General features: G+C 69.2%; 12 protein-coding genes, 1 pseudogene and 2 riboswitches. Of the genes and pseudogenes, 7 read left to right on the plus strand and 6 right to left on the minus strand.

The window, feature by feature from the left end; all coding sequences use genetic code 11:
• Both MJ777_RS15235 and gcvPB read left to right on the plus strand, forming a co-directional pair.
• Positions 1 to 250, plus strand: a pseudogene (locus MJ777_RS15235) (hypothetical protein); the annotation flags it as partial.
• A gap of 520 nt (positions 251 to 770) precedes the next feature.
• Positions 771 to 875, plus strand: a riboswitch (glycine riboswitch).
• Positions 876 to 991: riboswitch (glycine riboswitch) on the plus strand.
• Between the two features lie 372 nt (positions 992 to 1,363).
• On the plus strand, positions 1,364 to 4,429 hold the full coding sequence (gene gcvPB / locus MJ777_RS15240) for an aminomethyl-transferring glycine dehydrogenase subunit GcvPB (RefSeq protein WP_255724092.1): 3,066 nt from the start codon (positions 1,364 to 1,366) through the stop codon (positions 4,427 to 4,429).
• A gap of 5 nt (positions 4,430 to 4,434) precedes the next feature.
• Here the strand turns inward: gcvPB and MJ777_RS15245 are convergent, their stop codons facing one another.
• Entirely contained in the window at positions 4,435 to 6,174 is a 1,740-nt protein-coding gene (locus MJ777_RS15245) for a serine/threonine-protein kinase (RefSeq protein ID WP_239376948.1), read from the minus strand.
• A gap of 416 nt (positions 6,175 to 6,590) precedes the next feature.
• Positions 6,591 to 7,331, minus strand: coding sequence for a hypothetical protein (locus MJ777_RS15250; protein ID WP_239376949.1), 741 nt, complete (start codon positions 7,329 to 7,331; stop codon positions 6,591 to 6,593).
• 284 nt (positions 7,332 to 7,615) lie between these two features.
• Between MJ777_RS15250 and MJ777_RS15255 the strand changes: the two genes are divergently transcribed.
• The 3 genes from MJ777_RS15255 to MJ777_RS15265 all read left to right on the plus strand — a co-directional run bounded on the left by MJ777_RS15255 (position 7,616) and on the right by MJ777_RS15265 (position 11,940).
• Positions 7,616 to 9,853: an MMPL family transporter gene (locus MJ777_RS15255; RefSeq protein ID WP_239376950.1), complete on the plus strand. Its 2,238-nt coding sequence runs from the start codon at positions 7,616 to 7,618 to the stop codon at positions 9,851 to 9,853.
• 308 nt (positions 9,854 to 10,161) lie between these two features.
• Positions 10,162 to 11,169, plus strand: a complete 1,008-nt coding sequence (locus tag MJ777_RS15260) for a DUF692 family multinuclear iron-containing protein (RefSeq protein WP_239376951.1) — start codon at positions 10,162 to 10,164, stop codon at positions 11,167 to 11,169.
• A gap of 3 nt (positions 11,170 to 11,172) precedes the next feature.
• Entirely contained in the window at positions 11,173 to 11,940 is a 768-nt protein-coding gene (locus MJ777_RS15265; protein ID WP_239345523.1) for a hypothetical protein, read from the plus strand.
• A gap of 38 nt (positions 11,941 to 11,978) precedes the next feature.
• Here MJ777_RS15265 and MJ777_RS15270 read toward each other — a convergent pair whose 3' ends face one another.
• The 4 genes from MJ777_RS15270 to MJ777_RS15285 form a co-directional block, all read right to left on the minus strand.
• Positions 11,979 to 13,193 (minus strand): cystathionine gamma-synthase, encoded by a 1,215-nt coding sequence (locus MJ777_RS15270; protein WP_239312385.1) that lies wholly within the window; start codon positions 13,191 to 13,193, stop codon positions 11,979 to 11,981.
• Positions 13,190 to 14,569 (minus strand): cystathionine beta-synthase, encoded by a 1,380-nt coding sequence (locus MJ777_RS15275; protein WP_239312387.1) that lies wholly within the window; start codon positions 14,567 to 14,569, stop codon positions 13,190 to 13,192. Before MJ777_RS15275 ends, MJ777_RS15270 begins: the two co-directional genes overlap by 4 nt.
• A gap of 147 nt (positions 14,570 to 14,716) precedes the next feature.
• Positions 14,717 to 15,127 (minus strand): ATP-binding protein, encoded by a 411-nt coding sequence (locus MJ777_RS15280; RefSeq protein ID WP_239312389.1) that lies wholly within the window; start codon positions 15,125 to 15,127, stop codon positions 14,717 to 14,719.
• A gap of 230 nt (positions 15,128 to 15,357) precedes the next feature.
• The gene (locus MJ777_RS15285) at positions 15,358 to 17,583 is read right to left on the minus strand and encodes a SpoIIE family protein phosphatase (RefSeq protein WP_239376952.1); all 2,226 of its coding nucleotides are present in this window, start codon (positions 17,581 to 17,583) and stop codon (positions 15,358 to 15,360) included.
• A gap of 252 nt (positions 17,584 to 17,835) precedes the next feature.
• On the opposite strand from MJ777_RS15285, the gene MJ777_RS15290 reads away from it, so the two are divergent.
• Both MJ777_RS15290 and MJ777_RS15295 read left to right on the plus strand, forming a co-directional pair.
• Positions 17,836 to 21,798, plus strand: a complete 3,963-nt coding sequence (locus tag MJ777_RS15290) for a HAMP domain-containing protein (protein WP_239376953.1) — start codon at positions 17,836 to 17,838, stop codon at positions 21,796 to 21,798.
• 312 nt (positions 21,799 to 22,110) lie between these two features.
• On the plus strand, positions 22,111 to 22,773 hold the full coding sequence (locus tag MJ777_RS15295; protein ID WP_239345529.1) for a two-component system response regulator: 663 nt from the start codon (positions 22,111 to 22,113) through the stop codon (positions 22,771 to 22,773).
• The last annotated feature ends 166 nt before the right edge of the window (positions 22,774 to 22,939 follow it).

A 22,939-nucleotide genomic window follows, 5' to 3' on the forward strand; every position in this document is an offset into this window, starting at 1 on the left:
CGGTTTCACCTGCTCCTTCGGGCGCGGCGAGCGGAAGCCGGCGATCATTCTCATCAATCACTGGATTACCCGGACCGCGAGCAGCCGGGCTGACGCGGCAGTGGTGAACCGCCGGGCATCCCTGCTTGATCAGATAGGGGCGTGCCAGCGTGCGCATGGGCGGTTGCCGACGTTTGTCGCGGTCGACTACGCCACTATCGGTGACCTCATCCCGACCGTAGCGGAGCTGAACCGCGGTTCAGCCCGGTAAAATGTCCGGCTCGCGCCGCCCGGTCGGCGTTGCCGGTCGTTGTCGTCGGCCGACGCCCAACACAGGGTGCATCCCTCCGTTACCTCGTGATCCATCCACCCGGACGCCGCTGTCTGATCGAATGCCCGACTGTCAGATCCTCTTACTCAAGTCATTGAAGTGCAAAATATGTACCATTTTTTATGGATTGTCACGACTGACATTGGCGGCGGGCCGCTGGAAACCCTAGGATCGGGCTGGCTGCCTAACCGATCGACTATCGACTAAGAGCGCCCGGTAATGGGGGTGTGGATCAAGGAGCGGGGTTGGGGTGCGTGCGGCGCAAGGCGGCGGAGGGAGTCACCCTGGTGCTGGGTGGTGACTGACGAGCCGGGGTACCCGTGCATCGCGCAGCGATGGACGGGGAGCGACGGACGGGGAGCGATGCGGCGAGGTGCGTGCCCCAGCCCCGCGACACCGCATCCCCTATTGCCGGTCACCCTAATTACAGAATGGTCACATAACCGTATATCGACGCCGCTCACACCCGTGCGGGAGAGCCCACGGCACGCCAGTCCGTGCCCGTGGCGCCGAAGGAGCAAGATCTCCCCACAAACTCTCAGGCTGAGGCGACCGCCGGGCCAGGCAGCTCTGGAAAGTGGATGCCGACAGGCCTCCCGCCGACGGTGAAAGCCAGCCGCACCGGTCCACGGACCGACCGCGGCAGGTGAAACTCTCAGGCAGATGTACAGAGGGGGGAGGCCAGCCGCGACCGGCGGGTCCGCCGGATTGCCCGACCTCTGGAGCGTTTCGACAGTGCACACGAACTCTCCCTCATCCGCAGGTGGTCCGTCCCCAGCACGTAACGGTGCGGGCCGTGGCGCTGACCGCGGTACGCCCGGTGGCGCGGCCGGCGGCAACCACAGCGGCGGTGCTGGCCGCAGCCGCACCGGCCATCGTGGCGGTCCGGAGCGTGTCGGTGATGGGACGCTCAGCAAGCTGCCGGCCACCGTGGCGGGATCAGCCATCCCGTCGTCTGTCTCCCTGGCACCGGAGCCGGTGTTGCCCGAGCCGGTAGCGGCGCGGACGGCGCGGCCCGCCGCGAATCCGGCCGGGCCGGCCGGCGGCGAGACGATCACATTCGTGGACCGCCATATCGGTCCGGATGCCGATCAGCGCCAAACGATGCTGGCGGAGCTCGGCTACCCCAGCCTGGAGGCGTTGACCACGGCTGCCGTGCCGGAGGTGATTCGCGACAGCGGGCTTGACCTGCCGCCCCCGGCGAGCGAGCCGGAGGTGCTCGCGGAGCTGCGGCGGCTGGGCAGCCGTAACCGCCGAGTGCCATCGATGATCGGCCTTGGGTACCATCCGTCGGTGCTGCCCGGGGTGATCCAGCGCAACGTGCTGGAGAACCCGGCCTGGTATACCGCGTACACGCCGTACCAGCCGGAGATCTCCCAGGGACGGCTGGAGGCGTTGCTGAACTTCCAGACGATGATCACTGATCTGACGGGCCTGGCCGTCGCGGGGGCCTCGCTGCTGGACGAGTCGACGGCCGCGGCCGAAGCCATGCAGCTCGCCCGCCGGGCTGCCAAGGGGCTCGGCCCACGGTTCATCGTGGACGAGGACACGCTGCCGCAGACGATCGCGGTGGTCCGTACCCGCGCCGAAGCTCTCGGCATCGACGTGGTGGTCGCGGACCTGTCAACCGTCCTGCCCGAGCAGCTGGCCGAGTCCGCGTTCGGCGTCCTGCTTGCCTACCCGGGCGCCGAGGGCGCGGTGCGAGATCCGCGAACCGTGCTCGAGCAGGCACGAGACCGCGGGATCATCGTCACGGTCGCGGTCGATCCGCTGGCGCTGACCCTGCTCACGCCACCGGGCGAGCTCGGCGCGGACATCGCGGTCGGCAGCACGCAGCGGTTTGGTATGGGCATGAGCTTCGGCGGTCCGCATGCTGGTTTCATCGCCGTCCGGGCGGGCCTGGAGCGCTTGTTGCCAGGCCGGCTGGTCGGTGTGTCGGTGGACACGGACGGCCATCGTGCTTACCGGCTCACGCTACAGACCCGGGAGCAGCACATCCGGCGGGAGAAGGCGACCAGCAACATCTGCACGGCACAGGTGCTGCCGGCGGTGGTGGCGTCGATGTATGCCGTTCACCACGGTCCGGACGGCCTGACCGCGATCGCCGAACGGGTGCACGACCACGCGGTACGCCTGGCCACCGGGCTCCGCGCCGGCGGCGTCCAGATCGTCCACGACTACTTCTTCGACACCGTGCTCGCGTTCGTGCCGTCGCGGGCCGCGCAGGTCGTCGACGCGGCGCTCACCGGTGGGCTGAACCTGCGGCTGGTCGACGCCGACCACGTCGGTGTTTCCTGCAACGAGACGACACTGGACGCGGACCTACACGCCGTGTGGGCGGCGTTCGGTGTCCCGGCGCTGCCGCTGCCCGCGAATCCCACGATGCCGGGTCCGGACGCCGCGGCCACAGCCGATCGTGTGATGGTATCCGGATCGAAACCGGACAGCGCCGCCGGTGCTGCCGGCGCCACTGCCACCGGCATCAGCACCAGCACCAGCACCAGCAGCGCTCGCGGTGGCGACCAGGCGATTCCGGCGGAGCTGTCGCGTACCAGCGGCTATCTGAGCCATCCGGTGTTCAACGAGCACCGTTCCGAAACGGCGATGCTGCGCTACATACGCCAGCTCGCGGACAAGGACCTCGCGCTGGACCGTGGCATGATCCCGCTTGGGTCCTGCACGATGAAGCTCAACGCGACAACCGAGATGGCGGCGGTGACCTGGCCGGACTTTGCCGACATCCACCCGTTCGCCCCGCTCGACCAGGCCGCCGGTTATCTGGAGCTGATCGCTGACCTCACCGAGTGGCTCACCGCCATCACCGGGTACGCGGCTGTGTCGCTCCAGCCGAACGCGGGTAGTCAGGGGGAGCTCGCCGGGCTGCTGGCGATCCGCGCCTACCATCACGACCACAACCCGCCAGGTGTGCCGGCTCGCGACGTCTGCCTGATTCCGTCCTCCGCGCACGGGACGAACGCGGCCAGCGCGGCCATGGCCGGGATGCGTGTCGTCGTGGTGGCCTGCGACACCGACGGCAACGTCGATCTGGCCGATCTGGCCGCCAAGGCCTCCGCGCACTCCGAGCGGCTCGCCGCGCTCATGGTGACCTACCCGTCGACACACGGCGTCTACGAGGAGGGGATCGGGCGGGCATGTGACCTGGTGCACTCCTGCGGCGGCCTGGTCTACGTGGACGGCGCGAACCTGAACGCCCTGGTGGGGCTCGCCAAGCCCGGCATGTTCGGCGCGGACGTGAGCCACCTGAACCTGCACAAGACGTTCTGCGTCCCGCACGGTGGCGGTGGCCCGGGCGTCGGCCCGGTGGCGGTGGTCGAGCGGCTCGCGCCCTACCTGCCCAACCATCCGATGCGGCCGGAGGCCGGCCCGCTGACCGGTATCGGGCCGGTCAGCGGCGCGCCGTGGGGGTCGGCGGGCATCCTGATGATCCCCTGGGCGTACATCCGCCTGATGGGCGCGGACGGCCTGCGCCAGGCCACGTCCGTGGCGGTCCTCAACGCCAACCACATCGCTCACCGCCTGTCGTCCTGCTTTCCCATTCTCTACGCCGGGCGGGACGGGCTGGTGGCGCACGAGTGCATCCTCGATCTGCGCCCGTTGACGAAGCGGACCGGGGTGACCGTGGAGGATGTGGCCAAGCGGCTCATCGACTACGGTTTCCACGCGCCGACGATGTCGTTCCCGGTTCCCGGGACGCTGATGGTCGAGCCGACCGAGAGCGAGGACCTCGCCGAGATTGACCGGTTCTGCGATGCGATGATCGCGATCCGGCGGGAGGCCGACCAGGTCGGCAAGGGCACCTGGCCGGTGTACGACAACCCCCTGCGTAACGCCCCGCACACCGCGTCCATGCTGGTCGCCGACGACTGGCCGCGGCCGTATCCACGCAGTGTCGCGGCCTATCCGGTCGCCTCGCTGCGCACCGCGAAGTACTGGCCGCCGGTACGCCGTATCGACGGTGCCTATGGCGACCGCAACCTGCTCTGCACCTGTCCACCGGTGGCGGCCTACGCCGACCCGGATTCCGGGCCGCCCCCCACCGCCAAGGCTACGGCTCCGGCCGACTCCACCGCTAAGGCCGACTCCGGCACCCACAGTTAGGGCTGTCAGCCGTTGAACTGGATGTCCCAGATGGTCACCTGGATCTGGCTGACCCCGTTGCCGTACGACACCACTTCGCCTGCGGCGATACGGCGGGAACTTCTACCTGTCGCACAGAACCGCAGACCGGTGTGGATGTCGATCGCTGACATCGGTTGGGTCCGCAGCTGGGAAGCGCATCCATCCGCTGTTGGTACGCCAGCAGCGGACCACAGCGCGAGCCTATTACCACTGATGCGTCCCGCGTACGTATAGAAGCTCCCCCCCAAGCCACCGAAGTTGACGGTCAGCGGCAGCGCGTCGACGTCGACCCCGTCACCTGAGTCGGTCATACGCAGCCGCTCTTGGGCCAGCACGATGGCCGTCGGCGAGTCAGGCGAGGAGGGCGCGCTCGATGGTGAACCGGCCGAAGGCGTGCTCGACGAGGATAAGCCGGAGCCGGTGGTGGATGTTTCACTGCCGATGGACGTGTTTCCGGCCCCCGATCCGGTCGCGGCTCCACCGCGGTTCGGCTGGCCCGACGGAGTGTTGTTCAGGGCCGTGAGAAGCACGATCGCGACCACGAGCGCTGCCGCCGCGCTGAGCCCGCCGATGAGCCATGGTGTCCTATTGCGCCGTGGACGGTCGGGCGGTGTTGGTGCGGGCGGCGCGGATGGCGAGGGTGCTACCCCCGGCCGAGGCGTCCCCGGCCGGGCCGGCTGCGGCGGGTACGGGTGCGGCGGGGATGGTGGGTGCGCTGATGGTGGGTGCGCTGATGGCGGGGTGATGCTGTACCGGGTGATTTCCGCGGTCACGGTGGCCGGTAGCCAGCCTTCGCCGATGCGCAGGCGTTCGTCGGTGGACGCGGCCCGGCACAGCTCGATCAGTGCCGCGGGGGTGGGGCGGGCCGCCGGGTCCTTCGCCACGCACTGTTCCAGGACCCCGCGGACCTGCTCCGGGCAGCGCTCCCAGTCGGGCTGTTGGTGTTCGATGCGGTGGAAGACGGCGGCGTCCGCGCCGAACGGTAACTCGCCGATGATCGCGTAGTAGGCGGTGGAGCCGAGGGAGAAGACGTCCCCGGCCGCGGCCAGGGGCTTTCCCCGCACCTGCTCGGGGGACATGAACGCGGGCGTGCCGATCCGTACCCCGGTCTGGGTGATCGCCGCGGAGGAGGCCTCGACCGCTCGCGAGATCCCGAAGTCGATGACGCGGGGGCCGTCCGCGGCGAGGATGACGTTCCCCGGCTTGAGATCGCGGTGGATCACACCGGCGGCGTGGATGGACTGCAGCGCCTCCGCGACGCCGGCGATCAGCACCAGGACGGTTTCCGCCGGCAGCGGGCCTTGGCGGGCGACGACGGCGGCGAGGGAGGGGGCGGCGACGTAGGCGGTGGCCAGCCATGGCCGCGCGGCGTTGGCGTCGCAGTCGATGACCGGGGCGGTGTACAGGCCCTGGACCCGTTGGGCGATCGCCACCTCCGTGGCGAAGCGGCGGCGGAACGCGGGATCGGCGGCGAACTCCGGCCGGGCGATCTTGAGTGCGACCGGCCGGCCGCCAGGGGTGTAGGAGAGGTACACCGCTCCCATGCCGCCCTCGCCGATCCGGGCCCGGAGCAGATACCCGCTGATCTCAAGGGGGTCCTGCGGGGTCAACGGGGTGAGTACCGCATCCCACGCAGGCTCCGCCCCGGCGGATGGTGCCAGCGGTGACGGGTCTCCTCCCGGGCCCGGGAGGTCCGTTCCCGGCGGCGTGCTGCCAGTCGTCATCGACGCGATACCTCGCCCATGGCGCCGTGGCCGATCAGCGTCTTCAGCGTAACGCCGTCACCCAGTCTGTGTGGCACGTGCCGTCCTCAATCGCGTGCTTTACGTGAGACTGCGCAGCCTAGCGGTGGCCGCCGGAAGCCAGGGTTCTGGCCGGATTGGCGAAGCTGATCTGGGAGGTCCGTCGGGGTGTGCCCGATGCCAGGCGGATGCGTCGCGAGGCGGCGCAGGCCCCGGTAGCGGTGTTCTACCGGGGCCGACGACAACGACGTAAGGCGCCATCCGGTGCCGGCAGGCCCTGGGCGAACTTCCGATCGCTCGCTGTCTCACCTGGCGGCCGGTATTCCGGTGGGCACTTGTTGCTTTGTGGCCGGCCGCCGCCCAGCCCCGCGCGGCTGCCCCGCGCGTATCGGCAGGCGTCATGGGCAGCTTTCCTCGACCTTGACGACGTTGAGGGTGGCCGGGGTCCCGAGGGAGTAGGGCCTACCGGCGGCCGGGGAGGTCGAGCAGATCTTCCAGTTGCTCTCGACCACCACCGCACGGCGTGCGCCGGTGGCGTCATGCAGCGTGATACTCGAGTTCCGCCCGAAGGCCGGCATGACGGCCTTCAGCGAGCGGCCGGTGAGGTTCGGCATGGTCGTGCCGATACTCGGGACGGTGGTGTCCACGGTTCCCGCGGCTGGGCAGGACTCGTCGAGCTTGACCACGCCGAAGTCGACCTTGGTGGTGACGGGATGCTTGCCTGCCGCGGGGGTTTGGTCGCAGATCTGCCAGTCCCGGTCGATGAACTGGCCGCGGCCCCGGCCGAGCGCGTCATGCGATGTCAACGTGGTGAAGCCAGCCGCCTGCGCGGTGTCCTGGGCGAACTGGAGGCCCTTACCGACCAGGTTCGGCAGGGTCCCGGTCGTGTCCGCGCCCGCCGCGGAGCCTGGCTTCGGCGAGGTGCCCGCGGCACGGCCCGAGCCGATGCCGTCGGTCGTGCCGCAGCCGGTCAGGACGAGCACAGCCGCGCCCGCGAGGGCGATGCCTGTGCGGGCAATGCCTGTGCGGGCAATGCCTGTGCGGGCAATGCCTGTGCGGGCAATACCGCCCACGAGCGCGGAGCGCCCGCCGTGCTCGTCTGACGCCCCCGTGCGTGACCGCCATCGGTGTATCGACACTCTGTCAGGATGACCTTCGCGGTGGGCTTCTGTCCGGAAGATGGAGTTTTCCGACGGACGGCACCTCGGTCGTCAGTCACGCTCCCGTGTTCTCGCCGGTCACTGGCGATAGGTACGCGTTCGGTATAAAACCGTCACGTCGAGTCAACCGTGGGCGTGGTCATCGGCCGGCGCGAGCTCGCGGGCATTCGCGGGCCTGCCGGCCGGGGACCCGGAACCGTCGGCAATCGGGCATATGTAGACACTGTGCTCGACGGTGATGGCAACTCTGTGGGGGTTCTCCGGTGTTCGCACGTCTCGCGCGGGTTGTCACCCGCCATCCCAGGATGATCATATTGGTGGCGCTGCTGGTCGTGGCCGCTATGGCGGTGGTCGGTGCCGGGGCGTTCGGGAAGTTGCTGACCGGGGGATTCGACGATCCGCGGTCGGAGTCCACCCGGGCGGCACAGGCGGTGAACAGATACTTCGGTGGCAGACCCAACCTGCTCCTCCTCGTCACGGCCAGGTCGGGAACGGTAGACGACCCTGCGGTGACAACCGCCGGCAGGGAGGTCGCCCGTGAGCTCGGCGCTGAGCAGGGCGTAGATCGGGTGATCTCCTACTGGGACGGCGGAGACACTGCGTTACGGTCGAAGGACGGCCGACATGCGCTCGTTGTGGCCCTGGTCGTCAACAAGGACCGCGCCAAGGATCTTGTGACCGGCTACGAGAAGGCCGCGGCCGGCGGCGGTCCGGTTTCCGTTGTTCCCGGTGGTTTGGCGACCGTCGACAAGGACATCAACAGCCAGGTCACGAAGGATCTCGCCGTGGCTGAGTCGGTGGCCATCCCGATCACGATGGTGCTGCTGGTCCTGGCCTTCGGTAGCGCCGTCGCCGCGCTGCTGCCGCTGGTCGTCGGCGTGGTCGGCATCTTCGGCGGGTTTGCCATCCTTTTCGTCCTTGGTAGCGTCACCGATGTCTCGATCTTTTCGGTCAACCTCACCACAGCTATGGGGCTGGGCCTCGGCATCGACTACACCCTGCTGATGGTGAGCCGGTTCCGGGAAGAGCTCGCGGCGGGGTCGGAACGTGCCGATGCCGTTGCGACCACCATGCGCACGGCCGGCCGGACCATCCTGTTCAGCGGCGCCACCGTTGCCGTGGCCCTCGCCGTGATGCTGGTGTTCCCGCCCTTCTTCCTCAAGTCGATGGCCTACACCGGCATCGCGGTTACGGTTTTCTCGGTGCTGAGCGCGATCGTGGTCGTGCCCGCGATGCTCATGCTGCTCGGCCCGCGGGTCAATGCGTTCAGGGTCGGTCGGGCACGGTCCGGCTCGGGGCAGGCGGCCGAATCGCGGGTCTGGCGCGCCATCGCCGCCGCGGTCATGCGCCGGCCGGTGATCGTCGGCGTACCCGTCATCGCACTGCTTGTCGCGCTCGGGAGCCCCTTCCTGCATGTATCGTTCGGCAGGCCGGACGACCGGGTGCTGCGTGACACCGCGTCCAGCAGGCAGGTCGGTGACATCATCCGGGCCGACTTCTCCTCGGACGTCGCCGAGGCCACGATCGTCGTCGTGACCGGCGTGGCGGGTGGCGTGGCGGGTGGGGGCTCAACCAGCCCCGCCGGGTCCGCATTGGCCACCTACGCAGGTCAACTTTCCGCCTTGCCGAACGTGGCCAGCGTGAACAGCGCGGTCGGCACCTTTGCCGCGGGCCGGCAGGCAGCGCCAGCTGGCCCCGCCGACGCTCGGTTCGCCGTCGGCGCCCGCACCTACCTTGAGGTGGTCCCCGCGGTCGACCCCGCCTCCGGCGCAGGGCAGGACATTGCCAGGGCCGTCCGGGCAGCCGCCGTGCCCGCGGGGACGTCGGTGCTCGTCGGCGGCCGGTCGGCCGTACTCGTCGACGGCAAGCAGACGATCGCGGACCGGCTGCCGCTGGCCATCGGGCTGATCGCGCTCGCCACATTTGTGCTGCTCTTCTTGTTCACCGGAAGCGTGGTGCTGCCGATCAAGGCGTTGGTGCTCAACGTGCTGTCGCTGACCGCCGTGCTCGGAGCCGCCGTCTGGATCTTCCAGGACGGCCATCTCGCCGGGGCGCTCGGCTTCCTTCCGGGGCCGCTGGACACGTCCATGCCGGTGCTGCTGTTCTGCACCGCCTTTGGCCTGTCCATGGACTACGAGGTGTTCCTGCTCTCGCGCATCAAGGAGGAGCACGATCGCGGGGTCGACAACGCCGAGGCTGTCGCGACCGGTCTTGCCCGCACCGGACGGATTGTGACCACTGCCGCGGCCCTGCTCGCGGTGACCTTTGTGGCTTTTGCGACCTCGTCGGTCACCTTTCTGCAGATGCTCGGCATCGGCACGGCGCTGGCGATCGTCCTGGACGCCACCGTGATCCGCGGGGTGCTGGTCCCGGCGTTCATGCGGTTGGCCGGCAACGCCAACTGGTGGGCACCCAGGCCGCTGCGAGCCCTGCACGCCCGGATCGGCCTGGCCGAGACGCCGGTCCCGCCGGCAGCTCCGGCCTCATCCGCCGCACCATAGCCGGTAGCCGTCCTGGGCGCGCCGGGAGCGCGGGCGGAACCGTGATATCGAGGGTTCTGGCCGGGCAGACAGCAGCCGGGCAAACAGCAGAACGAATGGACAAGGATTACTGGCAGTCCTTTTTCACCCGGCTGTTCCCGGCGTTCGGCGAATTCCTTTGAGACACCGTCACGGGTCTTGTCATGACCGTGTATGGGGTCTTAGCCTCAATCCATTCGAGTTCGTCTGGACTGTAACTGTGCCCGCGGGTGGCAGCGATGTGGGCGACGCCGTTCCGAGGGGGACGCCGTTCCGATGTGGAGGCCCCGATGGCGATCGTGCGCGACACCCCCGCCCGCGACGCCCCTGCCGATGATGCGGTGGCACGGGCGCTGGGGGGCGGATCCGCGCCGCGGGGCGTCGAGTTCAGCTGTGAGGCCAGCACTGAGTTAGATCTTGCCGCGATGGTGGCCGACGACGTGGCGGCGAGGCTCGCGGCCGTGGTCGCCGCCGGGTCGGCCGCCCCCGTCCGCTACTACAGCCTGGGGATTCTGTCCGATCAGGCCGACCTCGCCGAGTATGCGCGGGAGCTGCTCGGTGGCCGGGGGCTGGCGCTGACCCTGCATCCCATGGACCTCGACCTCGCCGGTACGGAGCCGCTGGACACCTCCGTCCTGCGGGCGCTGCGCCGGCGTGCGCACGAGCTGGACGTCGCGTGGGTGACCACGGATCTGGCGATGTGGGTGCGCGGCGGTGAAGCGCTGATCAATAATCTGCTGCCGATGCCGCTGGTACCCGAAGCCGTCGACTGGTGCGTGTCACGGGTTCGCCAGGCCCAGGATGTGATTGACCGGCCGATTGCGATCGGGAATGCGCCCTACCCGTTCGTCGTGGGCAACGCCGATATCCTCGAGTTGCTGGCCGATATCGTCGAGCGGAGCGGTGCTCTGGTCACAATCGACGTCGGTCACCTCTACGGGCTGCGCCGCCAGCAGGGCCGTCCGCTCGAGCAACCGGCGGACGACAGTTTCTGCTGGGAGCGGGTCGTCGAAATTCGCCTTGCCGGCCTGGTCGAACGAATACTGCCGGGCGGGGAACGGGTTTTCGAGGACTTCCACACCGTCCCGGTCTCGCCGGGGGTCTGGGAGCTGGCCGCACGGCTGGTGCCGAGGGCGAGGAACCTGCGTGCGCTCATGGCCGAGTGTGAGCTGATGCCCCGGGCGGAGCTGGTGCACACGATCTGCCAGCTGGCGTCGGCACTGCCCCGCTGGCTGCCCGGCTGGCTGCCCGGGGAGCCAGCCGGGCCGTCCTGGGACGCCACTTCGGGAGCCTGCTGAACGATGTCGGTTGACTACCCGCGGTTGATGGAAGCCACCTGGGAGGCGCTGTACGCCCCGGCTGGACGGCACCCGGGCATCCTCGCGGCGCTGCCCGCGGACGAAGCGGACCTGCTCGGGGCGTGCGTCCGCTCCGGCGGGTTCGTCCGGGACGTGTGCCGCCGGCGTGGACGGATCGGCCCCGACCTGCTCGACGCCTTCCCGGTGACCTTCTTCGCCTTCTACGCGGCCGAGGGCACACCCGGGATGCAGGCCTTCCTGGGCAGCCAGCAGTGGCAGCGCCGTGGGTCGTTACCGGGAAGCTACTTTCCCGCGCCGGAGCTGTCCGTACTCGCCTTCGCCGCCTATCTGCGGGACACGTGGATGTGCGGCAACCGGGAGGAGTGGGTGCGCGAGGCGTTCCGGTTCGAGCTCGCCCTGCACCGTCTCGGTACCGAGCGGGTTGGTATCGACCGAGGCCCCGGCACCATGCGGCTGGCCGCCGGAGCCTGGGTCGGCGAGTGCGCGTTCGACCATGACAATGCCGTGGACCAGCTGCGGCGGCGCTGTGCCGAGGTGCCCTGGAACGAAGCCGTCACGCTGCTCACCCCGCATCCGACCCAGGTCGCCGCCATCACCTGGTATGTCGGGGACGAGGGCCGGCGGATCTACCTCCGGGGCGAGGACGTCACCGCGCTGCGCTGGTCCTGGGACGGCGAGGCCGAGGTTCCCGCGGACGCCGACCAGCTTCGGGTGGTCATCAACGCGGCCCGAGCCGGTGTTCTGCGGTAACGGGCAGGGCGGTCTGATCATTGGCCGGCCGGCCGCTGTCAGGTGACGGCGGCGAGAGCTTGGGCGAGGTCGTCGACAAGATCTCCAATGGACTCGATGCCGACCGAGAGGCGGACGAGGTCCGCGGGCACCTCCAGTGGCGAGCCCGCGGCCGAGGCGTGCGTCATCCGCCCGGGATGCTCGATCAGCGACTCGACCCCGCCGAGGGACTCGGCGAGGGTGAACACCCGCGTCCGCCGGCACACCTCGACCGCCGCCTCCGCACCGCCGCGCGGGGCGAACGAGACCATCCCGCCGAAGTCGCGCATCTGGCTGGCCGCCACCTTGTGCCCACGATCATCCGGCAGGCCCGGGTAGTACACGGTGGCCACCGCCGGATGCGCCGCCAGCCACGCGGCGATGTGGCGGGCGTTCGCGCAGTGCCGGTCCATCCGGACCGCGAGGGTCTTCGCCCCGCGCAGCACCAGCCAGGCGTCGAACGGCCCGGCCACCGCGCCGGTGGCGTTCTGGGTGAACCGCAGCCGTTCGCCCAGCGCCGGATCGGCGACGACCACGGCACCACCGACCACGTCGCTGTGCCCGCCGAGGTACTTCGTGGTCGAGTGGACCGACACGTCGGCGCCGAGCGCCAGCGGCTGCTGGAGGTACGGGGTGGCGAAGGTGTTGTCGACCGCGAGCAGGCCGCCGACAGCATGGATCAGGTTGGCGAGCACCGCGATGTCCGCGACGCTGAGCAGCGGGTTCGTGGGGGTCTCGCACCACAGCAGTCGCGTTCGACCCGGGCGCAGGGCCGCCCGCACGGCATCCGGGTCGCCGAGCGGCACGGGCGTGTACTCCACGCCCCACTCGGCGAACACCTTCGCGAACAGCCGGTAGGTGCCGCCGTAGGCATCCGCCGGGATGACCACGTGGTCGCCCGGTCGGCAGACGGTGCGCAGCAGCGCGTCCTCCGCGGCCAGCCCCGAGGCGAACGCGAGGCCCACCGAGCCTGTTTCCAACGCGGCCAGGCAGGTCTCCAGCGCGGCCCGGGTCGGGTTACCCGACCGGGCGTACTCGTACGCCCCACGCGGGACGCCGACGGCATCCTGCGCGAACGTCGAAGCCGGGTGGATGGGAACGACTACCGCGCCGGTGGCCGCGTCCGGATCCTGACCCGCGTGGATCGCGGCCGTCTCGAACCCCGCGCCGGTCCAGCCGCCCGGAGCCTGTCCGCCCGGGGCACGCGGGGCATCTGGGCGGTCCGGGCGGCTCATCCGGCCGCCAGGAAGCTGAGCAGGTCAGACCGGGTGAGGATGCCGACCGGGTTGCCGTCCTCGAGGACGAGCGCGGCGGCGGTGGCGCCCAGGATGGTGACCAGCACCGACAGCGGCTCGCCGGCACCGACCGTGGGCAGCGGGGGTGACATGTGGTCGGCGACCGGGGCGTCGACGGCGGAGCGGTCGGCGAACACGGCGTCGAGCAGCTCCCGTTCGATGACGGCGCCGGCTACCTCGGCCGAGCGCAACGGCGGTTCCTGCCTGACCACCGGCAGCTGGGACACGTTGTACTCGCGCAGGTAGGAGATGGCCGCGCCTACGGTCTCATCAGGGTGTACGTGCACCAGGTCAGGTGGTCCGCTGGCGTCGGACGCCTTGCGGACCAGCACCTCGGCGACGGTCGGCTCGTCCGACGGCCGGTCGAGAAAGCCGAAGTCATACATCCACTCATCGTTGAACACCTTCGACAGGTACCCCCGGCCGGAGTCCGGCAGCAGCACCACGACGCAATCACCGGCGTCCAGCTTCCGGGCGACCCGCAGCGCGGCGACGACCGCGAGCCCGCACGAACCACCGGCCAGGATGCCCTCACGACGGGCCAGCTCCCTGGTCATCAGGAACGAGTCACGGTCGCTGACCGCCTCCACCCGGTCGACCACCGCCCTGTCGTAGGTCGCCGGCCAGATGTCCTCGCCGACCCCCTCGACCAGGTACGGGCGGCCGCTGCCGCCGGAGTACACCGACCCTTCCGGGTCCGCGCCCACCACCTGCACCCGCCCGGAGCTGACTTCCTTGAGGTACCCGCCGGTTCCGCTGATCGTCCCGCCGGTACCGATCCCGGCGACGAAGTGGGTGATGCGCCCGTCCGTTGCCGCCCAGATCTCCGGACCGGTGGTGGCGTGGTGCGCGGCCGGGTTGTGGGGGTTGGAGTACTGGTCCGGGCTCCAGGCGCCGGGGGTCTGCGCGACCATCCGGCGCGCGACCGAGTAGTAGGAGCGGGGATCGTCCGGGGCGACCGCGGTCGGGCAGACCAGCACTTGGGCGCCATAGGCGCGCAGGACCGCCTGTTTCTCTTCGCTGATCTTGTCGGGCATCGTGAACACGCAGCGGTAACCACGGATGGCGGCAATGACCGCCAGACCGGCCCCGGTGTTTCCGCTGGTCGGTTCGACGATCGTCCCGCCTGGCCGGAGCTGCCCCGCTTTCTCCGCGGCGGTCACCATGGCCAGCGCTATCCGGTCCTTCACGGAGCCGCCTGGATTCAGATACTCCAACTTGCCGAGCACGGGCGCGGCGATGCCCTCGGTGACCGCGTTCAGCCTGACCAGCGGGGTGTCGCCGACCGCCGCGGCAAGGTTCTCATGGAAACGCATCGTCCGCCCTCACCGTCACCGCCGGAGTCACCGGCCGCACAGGGGTTGTAGCTCGCCAAACGGCTGTCGGCATGGTGCACGCCGAGGTCACAAAGGTGCCCGCTGGCGCGGACAGCGTATGGCACGAGCCGTGGTCGCGTGCCATGGTCACAGCTCGACGGGCAGGTCGAACCAGAGATACTTGCCGGAGTCGACCGCCACCGCGCCCCAGCTGCCCGCGAGAGCGTCCAGGACGAGCAGGCCACGCCCGCCCTCACTGCCGAGGTCCACCTGCTGACGGTGCGGCAACAGGACGGATGTATCCGACACGGACGCGTGCACGAGGCCCGGCCGCAGTTCGATCAGCAGCCACACGGGTGGCTCGCCGTACTTCACCGCGTTCGTGACCAGTTCGCTGACCAGAAGTTCCGCGGTGCCCACCGCATCTTCGGGCAGGTTGGTGGCGGTGAGCTGCTCGCGCAGCACGCGACGGGCCTGCGGAACCGCGCTGGATACGTGGGGAAGCTCGACCAGCAGGTGCGTGGCCGAGGGCCGAAACGACGACACGTGGGCCACCATGTCCGTTTACCCCCGTTTGTTCCGATAGATCATCAAATTTGGGCGATGTTATCTCTGTACGTCTACCCGCAGGTGGACGATTCCAAGCGCTTTCGGTCCTTTCCCTGCCTACCGGTCGATGACGGCTGGTCATGTATGACGCAGCGTAGCTACATTTCCCCTTCTCGTCACTGATCAACGTTGACCGCCAGTCGCGTGTCGTCCCGGCGTCGTCGATCGTTCGCGGATGGTTATCCCGGGATGCGGGCCACCACGACCGCGACATCGTCTCGCAGCCGCCCACCCGCGAACCGTTCGGCGGCTGCCCGCACCTGGTCGGCTATCCCCTGGGCGGACATGCCCACGCAGCCGCGCACGGCCGTCAGCAGCCGCTCGTCGCCGAACAGCTCCTGACCGCGACGGGCCTCGACCACCCCGTCGGTGTAGAGGACCAGCGCGTCCCCGGCCGTCAGCGCCACCCGTGCCTGGGGGAAAGCCACGTCGTCGTCATCGAGCACCCCGAGCAGCGTTCCCGGCTCCGCGACGAACAGGGCCGTCCCGTCCGCGCGTACGACAACAGGCAGTGGGTGCCCGGCCATGCAGATCGAGACCACCCGTTCCGTCACCGTGGGGGCTGCCGCGCTGGTAGCCGTGCCGTCTTCCAGGCAGGCGGCCGTGAGCTCGCCCGGCGGCCGCAGCTCGGCCGCGGCGAGCGTGCAGAAGCGTCCCTGACCGGTCGGGCCCGGGTGGCCGGCGTCCCGCAGCGCACGGTTGAGATCCATCATGATGTCGGGAAGATTGTTGCGCTGTCCCACCAGCAGCCGCAGGACGGCCCGCGCGACCCCGGTCACGTTGGCGGCCTCCGCGCCCTTGCCGCAGACGTCACCGATGATGATCGTCCATCCGCCGTCCGGGTTTGGGACGAGGTCGAAGAAGTCACCGCCGACCTCCAGCCCGGCGCGGGCCGCGCGATAGGACGAGCCGAGCTCGATCCCGTCGATGCTGGGCAGCCGTGGTGGCAGCAGCCCGGCCTGCAGCGCGCCGGCAACCTCCACCTGCTGGCGGAACAGCCGGGCGTTGTCGACGGCGAAGGCCGCGCGGCGGGCGAGGTCCGCGAACAGCTCGATCTCGTCGGCCGCGAAGCTGTTGCCCATGGCCCGGCCGAGAGCGACAACGCCGAGCACCCGGCGGCGGGCCCGCATCGCGGTGATCACCGTCGGCGCGCCATTGATCGTGGCGATGCGCACCGTGTCGCCAAGCGTCGCCCGTACCTGGGCGGCGAGTGGCCCGACCGGGTCGCCGGCCCAGTCCGACAGGTCCGCGGCCTCGGCCTCGTCAACGTGCCCGACCGCGGCGAGCTTGACCGCGCCGTCCTCCCGCAGCAGGTACACCGCGCACCAGCGGGCCAGTCTCGGCACCGGTAGGCGCGCAAGCAGGGCCAGGCTGCGTTCGGTGTCGAGACTGCCAGCGAGCAGATCCGACGCCTCGGCGAGAAAGGAAAGCATGCCGATGCGGCGCTCCTCGGCACGGCGCAGGTTGGCGCCGCCGAGCGTCAACGCCATCCAACGGGTGACCATGGCGATCCGCTCGTCGCTGCCGTCCTCGCTGCCGTCCTCGCTGCCATCGCCGCTGCCGTCCCCGGACCTGTCCCCGGGGCCATCGCCGGGGCCGGTGGCCAGGGGCCGCGGCCGTGACCACAGCAGGAGATCCCCGACGATTCCATCCCGGGATTCGAGCGGGAGCCGGCGGGCGTCCCGTTCCGCGCCGGTCGGGCCGACGACCGCCACCACCTCCGCGGTGTTCTTGGCCTGGCCGGCCCGCCGGACCAGGCCGGCGGTGGCCCTCGGCAGCGCGTCTATGAGCTGGGTCAGCAGTTCGCGGACCTCATCCTCGGCCGACAGCGTGGCGGCGAGGCCGGGGGCGAGCAGCCGTGCCGGCCGCTGGAGGTCCGCCGCTGGCCGCCGCGGTGGGCGCCCGGGGGCCTCGAGGCGGTCGCCGCGGCGACCAGCGCCCTCGACGGGAAGGTCGAGCCGGAACCACACCTTTTTACCGGTCCGGTCGTGTTCGGTCCCCCAGGCGGTGGCGAGGGCGTCCACCAGCGCGAGGCCGCGACCGTTCTCCCGCAGACTGTCGATCTTCCTGGCCTGCCCGCCGCCGGTGGCCTCGTCGGGCGTCGCCAGCCAGTCGGAGCCGGCAGCGGTCGACACGCCACCCAGCGTCGTGGGATGGCGGTCGCTGACCGTGATGGCGAGTTCGGTGGCGTCGTACCGGAGGTCGACCGTCGCGTCGGTGCCGGCGTGCATGACGACGTTGGTCACCAGTTCGGTCACGAGCAGCAGAACGGTGTCGATGAGGTCAGGGTCGACACGGCCGTGCAGCGCGTCCACTATGAACCGCCGGGCCGACCGTGGCGAGTCGGTGGCCGGCGGAAGTGTGAGGGTGCGGCGGAGCCCCTCATCTCCGGGCACGGGAGGCATGCCGGTCAGTGTCTCCTGTGTTGTCCAGCTCTGGGGGATTGGCTGTGCCCAAGGCCGCGCGATGTCGGGACGTGTCGGTCAGGCAATCGGGTACCGGGCATGCGCATGGGGATCCGCCGATATCCACCCAGCGGACTTTGGCGGATACTGGCGGCGAGTAGCACCGGATACCCGATGAACGGCTGCCGGACCGTTCCCGTGGTTGACCAGACGTGAGTGATTCCCGCGGACGCGGGTTTGGAGGGCTTCATCATGACGATGGTGTCGGAAACCGCGCCCGTGGACGACCACCTCTTCAGCGATTTGCTCGATGCTCTCACCGCGTTGTGCGAGGGTGACTTCTCGGTCCGGCTGGGAGAACGGGCCGGCCGTGGCGCACCGCTGGCACAGCGTTTCGACGAGCTGGCCGGTGTCCAGCAGCGGCACGCGCTCGAGCTGGAACGGGTGAGCAAGGTGATCCGGCGGGACGGCCGGTTGACCGAGCGCATGGCCGATCTCGGCTTCGAGGGCGGTTGGGCGATGTCGAACCAGGCGGTCAACTCCCTCATCGATGACCTTGCGCGTCCGACGCACGAGGTCGCGCGGGTCATCGCGGCGGTCGCGGAGGGTGACCTTTCGCAGCACATGGCGCTGGAGATCGCCGGTCAGCCGGTGCGGGGTGAGTTCCTGCGGATCGGTACGACGGTGAACACCATGGTGGACCAGCTCTCGTCCTTCGCCGACGAGGTCACCCGGGTCGCCCGCGAGGTCGGTACCGAGGGCAACCTGGGCGGCCAGGCGCGGGTCAAGGGCGTGTCCGGGGTGTGGCGGGATCTCACCGAGTCGGTGAACTCGATGGCGGGGAACCTGACCAGCCAGGTCCGCAACATCGCCCAGGTGACGACCGCGGTGGCACAGGGCGATCTGTCCCAGAAGATCACTGTGGATGCCCGGGGGGAGATCTACGAACTGAAGTCGACCGTGAACACGATGGTCGACCAGCTCTCGGCATTCGCGGACGAGGTCACGCGGGTGGCCAAGGAGGTCGGTACCGAGGGCAAACTGGGCGGCCAGGCCCAGGTCAAGGGCGTGTCCGGAGTGTGGCGGGATCTCACCGACTCGGTGAACGTCATGGCCGGCAACCTCACCACCCAGGTCCGCAGTATCGCCGAGGTGGCGGCCGCGGTGGCGCGCGGCGACCTCACGCGGCAGATCACCGTCGACGCCCGCGGTGAGGTCGCCGGTCTCGCGCACACCATCAACACCATGGTCGACCAGCTGTCATCGTTCGCGGCCGAGGTGACCAGGGTCGCCTGGGAGGTCGGTACCGAGGGCAATCTGGGTGGCCAGGCTCATGTGCGGGGCGTGTCCGGGGTGTGGCGGGATCTCACCGAGTCGGTGAACTCGATGGCGGGGAACCTCACCGCGCAGGTCCGCAACATCGCCCAGGTCGCGACGGCGGTGGTGCGCGGCGATCTGTCACAGACGATCACCGTGTCGGCGCAGGGTGAGATCGCCGAGTTGAAGGACACCGTGAACACGATGGTCGACCAGCTGTCGTCGTTCGCCGATGAGGTCACCCGGGTGGCCCGGGAGGTCGGTACCGAGGGCAATCTGGGTGGCCAGGCTCATGTGCGGGGCGTGTCCGGGGTGTGGCGGGATCTCACCGAGTCGGTGAACTCGATGGCGGGGAACCTCACCGCGCAGGTCCGCAACATCGCGCTGGTGACCACGGCGGTGGCCCGCGGTGACCTGTCGCAGAAGATCACGGTGTCGGCGCAGGGTGAGATCGCCGAGTTGAAGGACACCGTGAACACGATGGTCGACCAGCTGTCGTCGTTCGCGGACGAGGTCACCCGGGTGGCCAAGGAAGTCGGTGTTGAGGGCAAGCTCGGGGGCCAGGCAACGGTCGACGGGGTGGACGGTACCTGGAAGGCGCTCACCGACAACGTCAACCAGCTCGCCTCCACGCTGACCACACAGCTCCGGGCGATTGCCGAGGTGTCGACCGCGGTCACTCGCGGTGATCTCACCCGCTCCATCACGGTGGAGGCCGAGGGCGAGGTCGCCGAGCTCAAGGACAACATCAACCAGATGATCGCCAATCTGCGGGAGACGACCGACAAGAACGCCCAGCAGGACTGGCTGAAGTCGAACATCGCCCGGATCGGCGGCAAGATGCAGGGCCAGCGTGATCTGTACGCGGTCTGCCAGATGATCATTAGTGAGATGACCCCGGCGGTCGGTGCCCAGCTCGGTACGGTCTACCTGCTCGATTTCATCGAGGGCGACAAGCTGCGACACGTCGCCGGCTACGGTTCGGCGCCGCGTAAGCGCTCCGACGGCACGTTCCTGTTCGGTGAGGGACTCATCGGTCAGTCCGCGGCGGAGAAGAAGCGTATCCGGGTGGAGCAGGTCCCCGCCGGCTACCTGCGTATCCGCAGCGGCCTCGGGGACGCGCCACCGAGTGATCTCGTCGTCACCCCGGTGATCTTCGAGGATCAGGTACTCGGCGTCATCGAGCTCGCCTCGTTCAGCACCTTCTCCGAGCTGCATCTGCATCTGGTCGACCAGCTGGTCGGCACCATCGGCGTCGTCCTGAACACGATCATGGCAAACGCGCGGACGGAGGAGCTGCTCGCCCAGTCCCAGCGGCTCACCCAGGAGCTGCGCTCGCAGTCGGTCGAGCTCCAGCGCACCAACAACGAGCTGGAGGAGAAGGCCGCGCTGCTGGAGGAGAAGAACGGCGAAATCGAAATGGCCCGGATCGGCCTGGAGGAGAAGGCCGAGCAGCTCGCGCTGTCATCCCAGTACAAAACGGAATTCCTGGCGAACATGAGTCACGAGCTGCGCACACCGCTCAACAGCCTGCTGTTGCTGGCGAAGCTGCTGGCTGACAACCCGGAGGCGAACCTCACCGCCAAGCAGATCGATTTCGCCGAGACGATCCACTCGGCTGGCTCAGAACTGCTCGGGCTTATCAACGACATTCTCGATCTCTCGAAAGTCGAGGCCGGCAAGATGGCCGTGGAGGCCGCGACAGTCCGTACCATCACTCTCTGCGACGCGGTCGCGCAGGTATTCGGCCCGATGGCCGAGGAGAAGGGCCTGTCCTTCGAGGTGACCGTCGCGGGTGATGTCCCGGAGGAGTTCGTCACCGACGAGCAGCGCATCCAGCAGGTGCTGAAGAACCTGTTGTCCAACGCGGTGAAGTTCACCGATGCCGGGGAGGTGCGCCTGGACGTGACGGTCGCCTCGGCCGATGTCGCCTTCACCACGTCGGTCCTGTCGTCCGCGCCGGTCGTGCTCGCGTTCAGCGTTTCCGACACCGGTATCGGGGTGGCCGCCGACAAGCTTCTTATGATCTTTGAAGCGTTCCAGCAGGCGGACGGGACGACGTCGCGGCGCTACGGCGGCACCGGGCTCGGGCTGTCCATCAGCAAGGAGCTTGCGAGGCTGCTCGGCGGATCCATCGGCGTCGCGAGCACAGTCGGTCTGGGCAGCACCTTCACGCTGTACGTCCCCTCGGTGATGCCGTCCGAAGTGCTTCCGTCGGCCAGTCCCGGAGACAGCGAGGAAATCATCATGCTCGCCGAGACCGGCGGGGCGGCAGGGCGCTGGCGGCTGGCTGACGACAGGGCGACGATCGTTGCCGGGACGCCGCCCACCGGCGTTCGGCCGGCTATCGGTGGTGGCGGCGCATGGACACCCGGGCTGGCGGAGTTCCAGTTGTCGGGCGTCCGGGTACGTGGCTCGTTCCGCTCCGACGCGGACACCGACCCGGCGGGCACGCCGTTCCTCACCGAACTGCCCGCGGAGCTGGGCGGCCCGGCGGTGACGGTGGGCCTGGACGAGTCCGACCCGCTGGCCGGCTCGGCCGTACTTGTCGTGGACGATGACGTCCGCAACGTCTTCGCGTTGACCAGCGCCCTGGAGATGCGCGGAATGCGGGTTCTGTACGCGGATAACGGCCATGACGCGATCCGGCTGCTCCAGCAGGAGGGCTTGTCAATTGATCTTGTTCTGATGGACGTGATGCTGCCTGGGCTGGACGGGAACGAGACCACGACGGCGATCCGGCAGATGCCCGCGTTCGCCGCTCTTCCCATCGTGGTGCTGACCGCCAAGGCGATGCCGGGGGACCGGGAGAAGAGCTTCAAGGCCGGGGCGACTGACTACATCACCAAGCCAGTTGATCTTGATCATCTGCTCGACACCATGCGGTCTCATCTGTAGTCCCCCAGAGGCTGAGCGAGGCTCCCCGGTGGCGGCGTAGCGATCACGGTTTTCCGCGGTTTCCCCGGGCCGCCGCCCGGGGAGCGCCGGGCCTGTCAGCGGGGTGCGTCGGAGCGGGTGAGGCAGGGATGAAAGGCTGGCTCCCCCGGGGACATCCGGCGTCCTCCGACGGTCTCATTGCGGTTGGCTCGGTTCGGTGATACTTCCACCGAGCGAGGCCGGTGGCATCGGGAAGTACGGCGGAAGTCATTTGTACCGTTGAGCTCGAAGCTATGCCCCGCCGGCGGCGCGGCGTGAAGGAGGATGCGGGCGGTGACTGAATGCAAGAGTGATCATACGGACACCGGGAGCGGCGAAGACGCACATGGCGCGGAACGCCCGCGCAGCAAGATCCTTTTGGTGGACGACCGGCCGGACAACCTGATGGCCCTCGAGGCGATCCTCGCATCCCTCGACCAGGAACTGGTCACCGCGGGCTCGGGCGAGGAGGCGCTCAAACGTCTCCTGGTGGATGATTTCGCGGTGATTCTGCTCGACGTCCAGATGCCGGGGATGGATGGTTTCGAAACCGCTCATCGCATCAAACAACGTGGCCGGACGCGAGACACGCCGATCATCTTCCTCACCGCGATCGATCGGGAACCGCACCACGCCTTCCGCGGCTACGCCGTCGGCGCGGTCGACTACATCGCCAAGCCCTTTGACCCATGGCTGCTGCGTGCGAAGGTCACGGTGTTCGTCGAGCTGTTCGAGAAGAACGAGCGGGTTGCGGAGCTTGCCCGTGCCCGGGTCCGGGACTTTGATCTGATGGCTGAGATCGTCGAACGGCTCTCCGCCCTGGAGGTCCTGCTGGAGGGGGTCTCCCCGGGCATGCCCGAGGAGACCATCGCCGCGGCCGCGGCAGAGGTTCGCGGCCTGGTGACGCGGCTGGCGCCGTTCTCCCGGCCGGGTGCCGTCGGCGAGGCTGGTCTCTGACGCGGATCGGTACGGCTGTCCGGACGGGACAGCCGCTTTTCCCTCCCGTCCGGGCCGACGGCCGGTTTCGCCGGAGCCCGGACGGGACGTTTTACGCGGCGTGCGCGATCGCCGAGACCGCTATCGGCGCAGCGGCCTGGAAAGATCGTTGATGCGTGCCCACCGG

Source organism: Protofrankia sp. Cj5 (genome assembly GCF_917627405.1).
Lineage (GTDB): Bacteria > Actinomycetota > Actinomycetes > Frankiales > Frankiaceae > Protofrankia.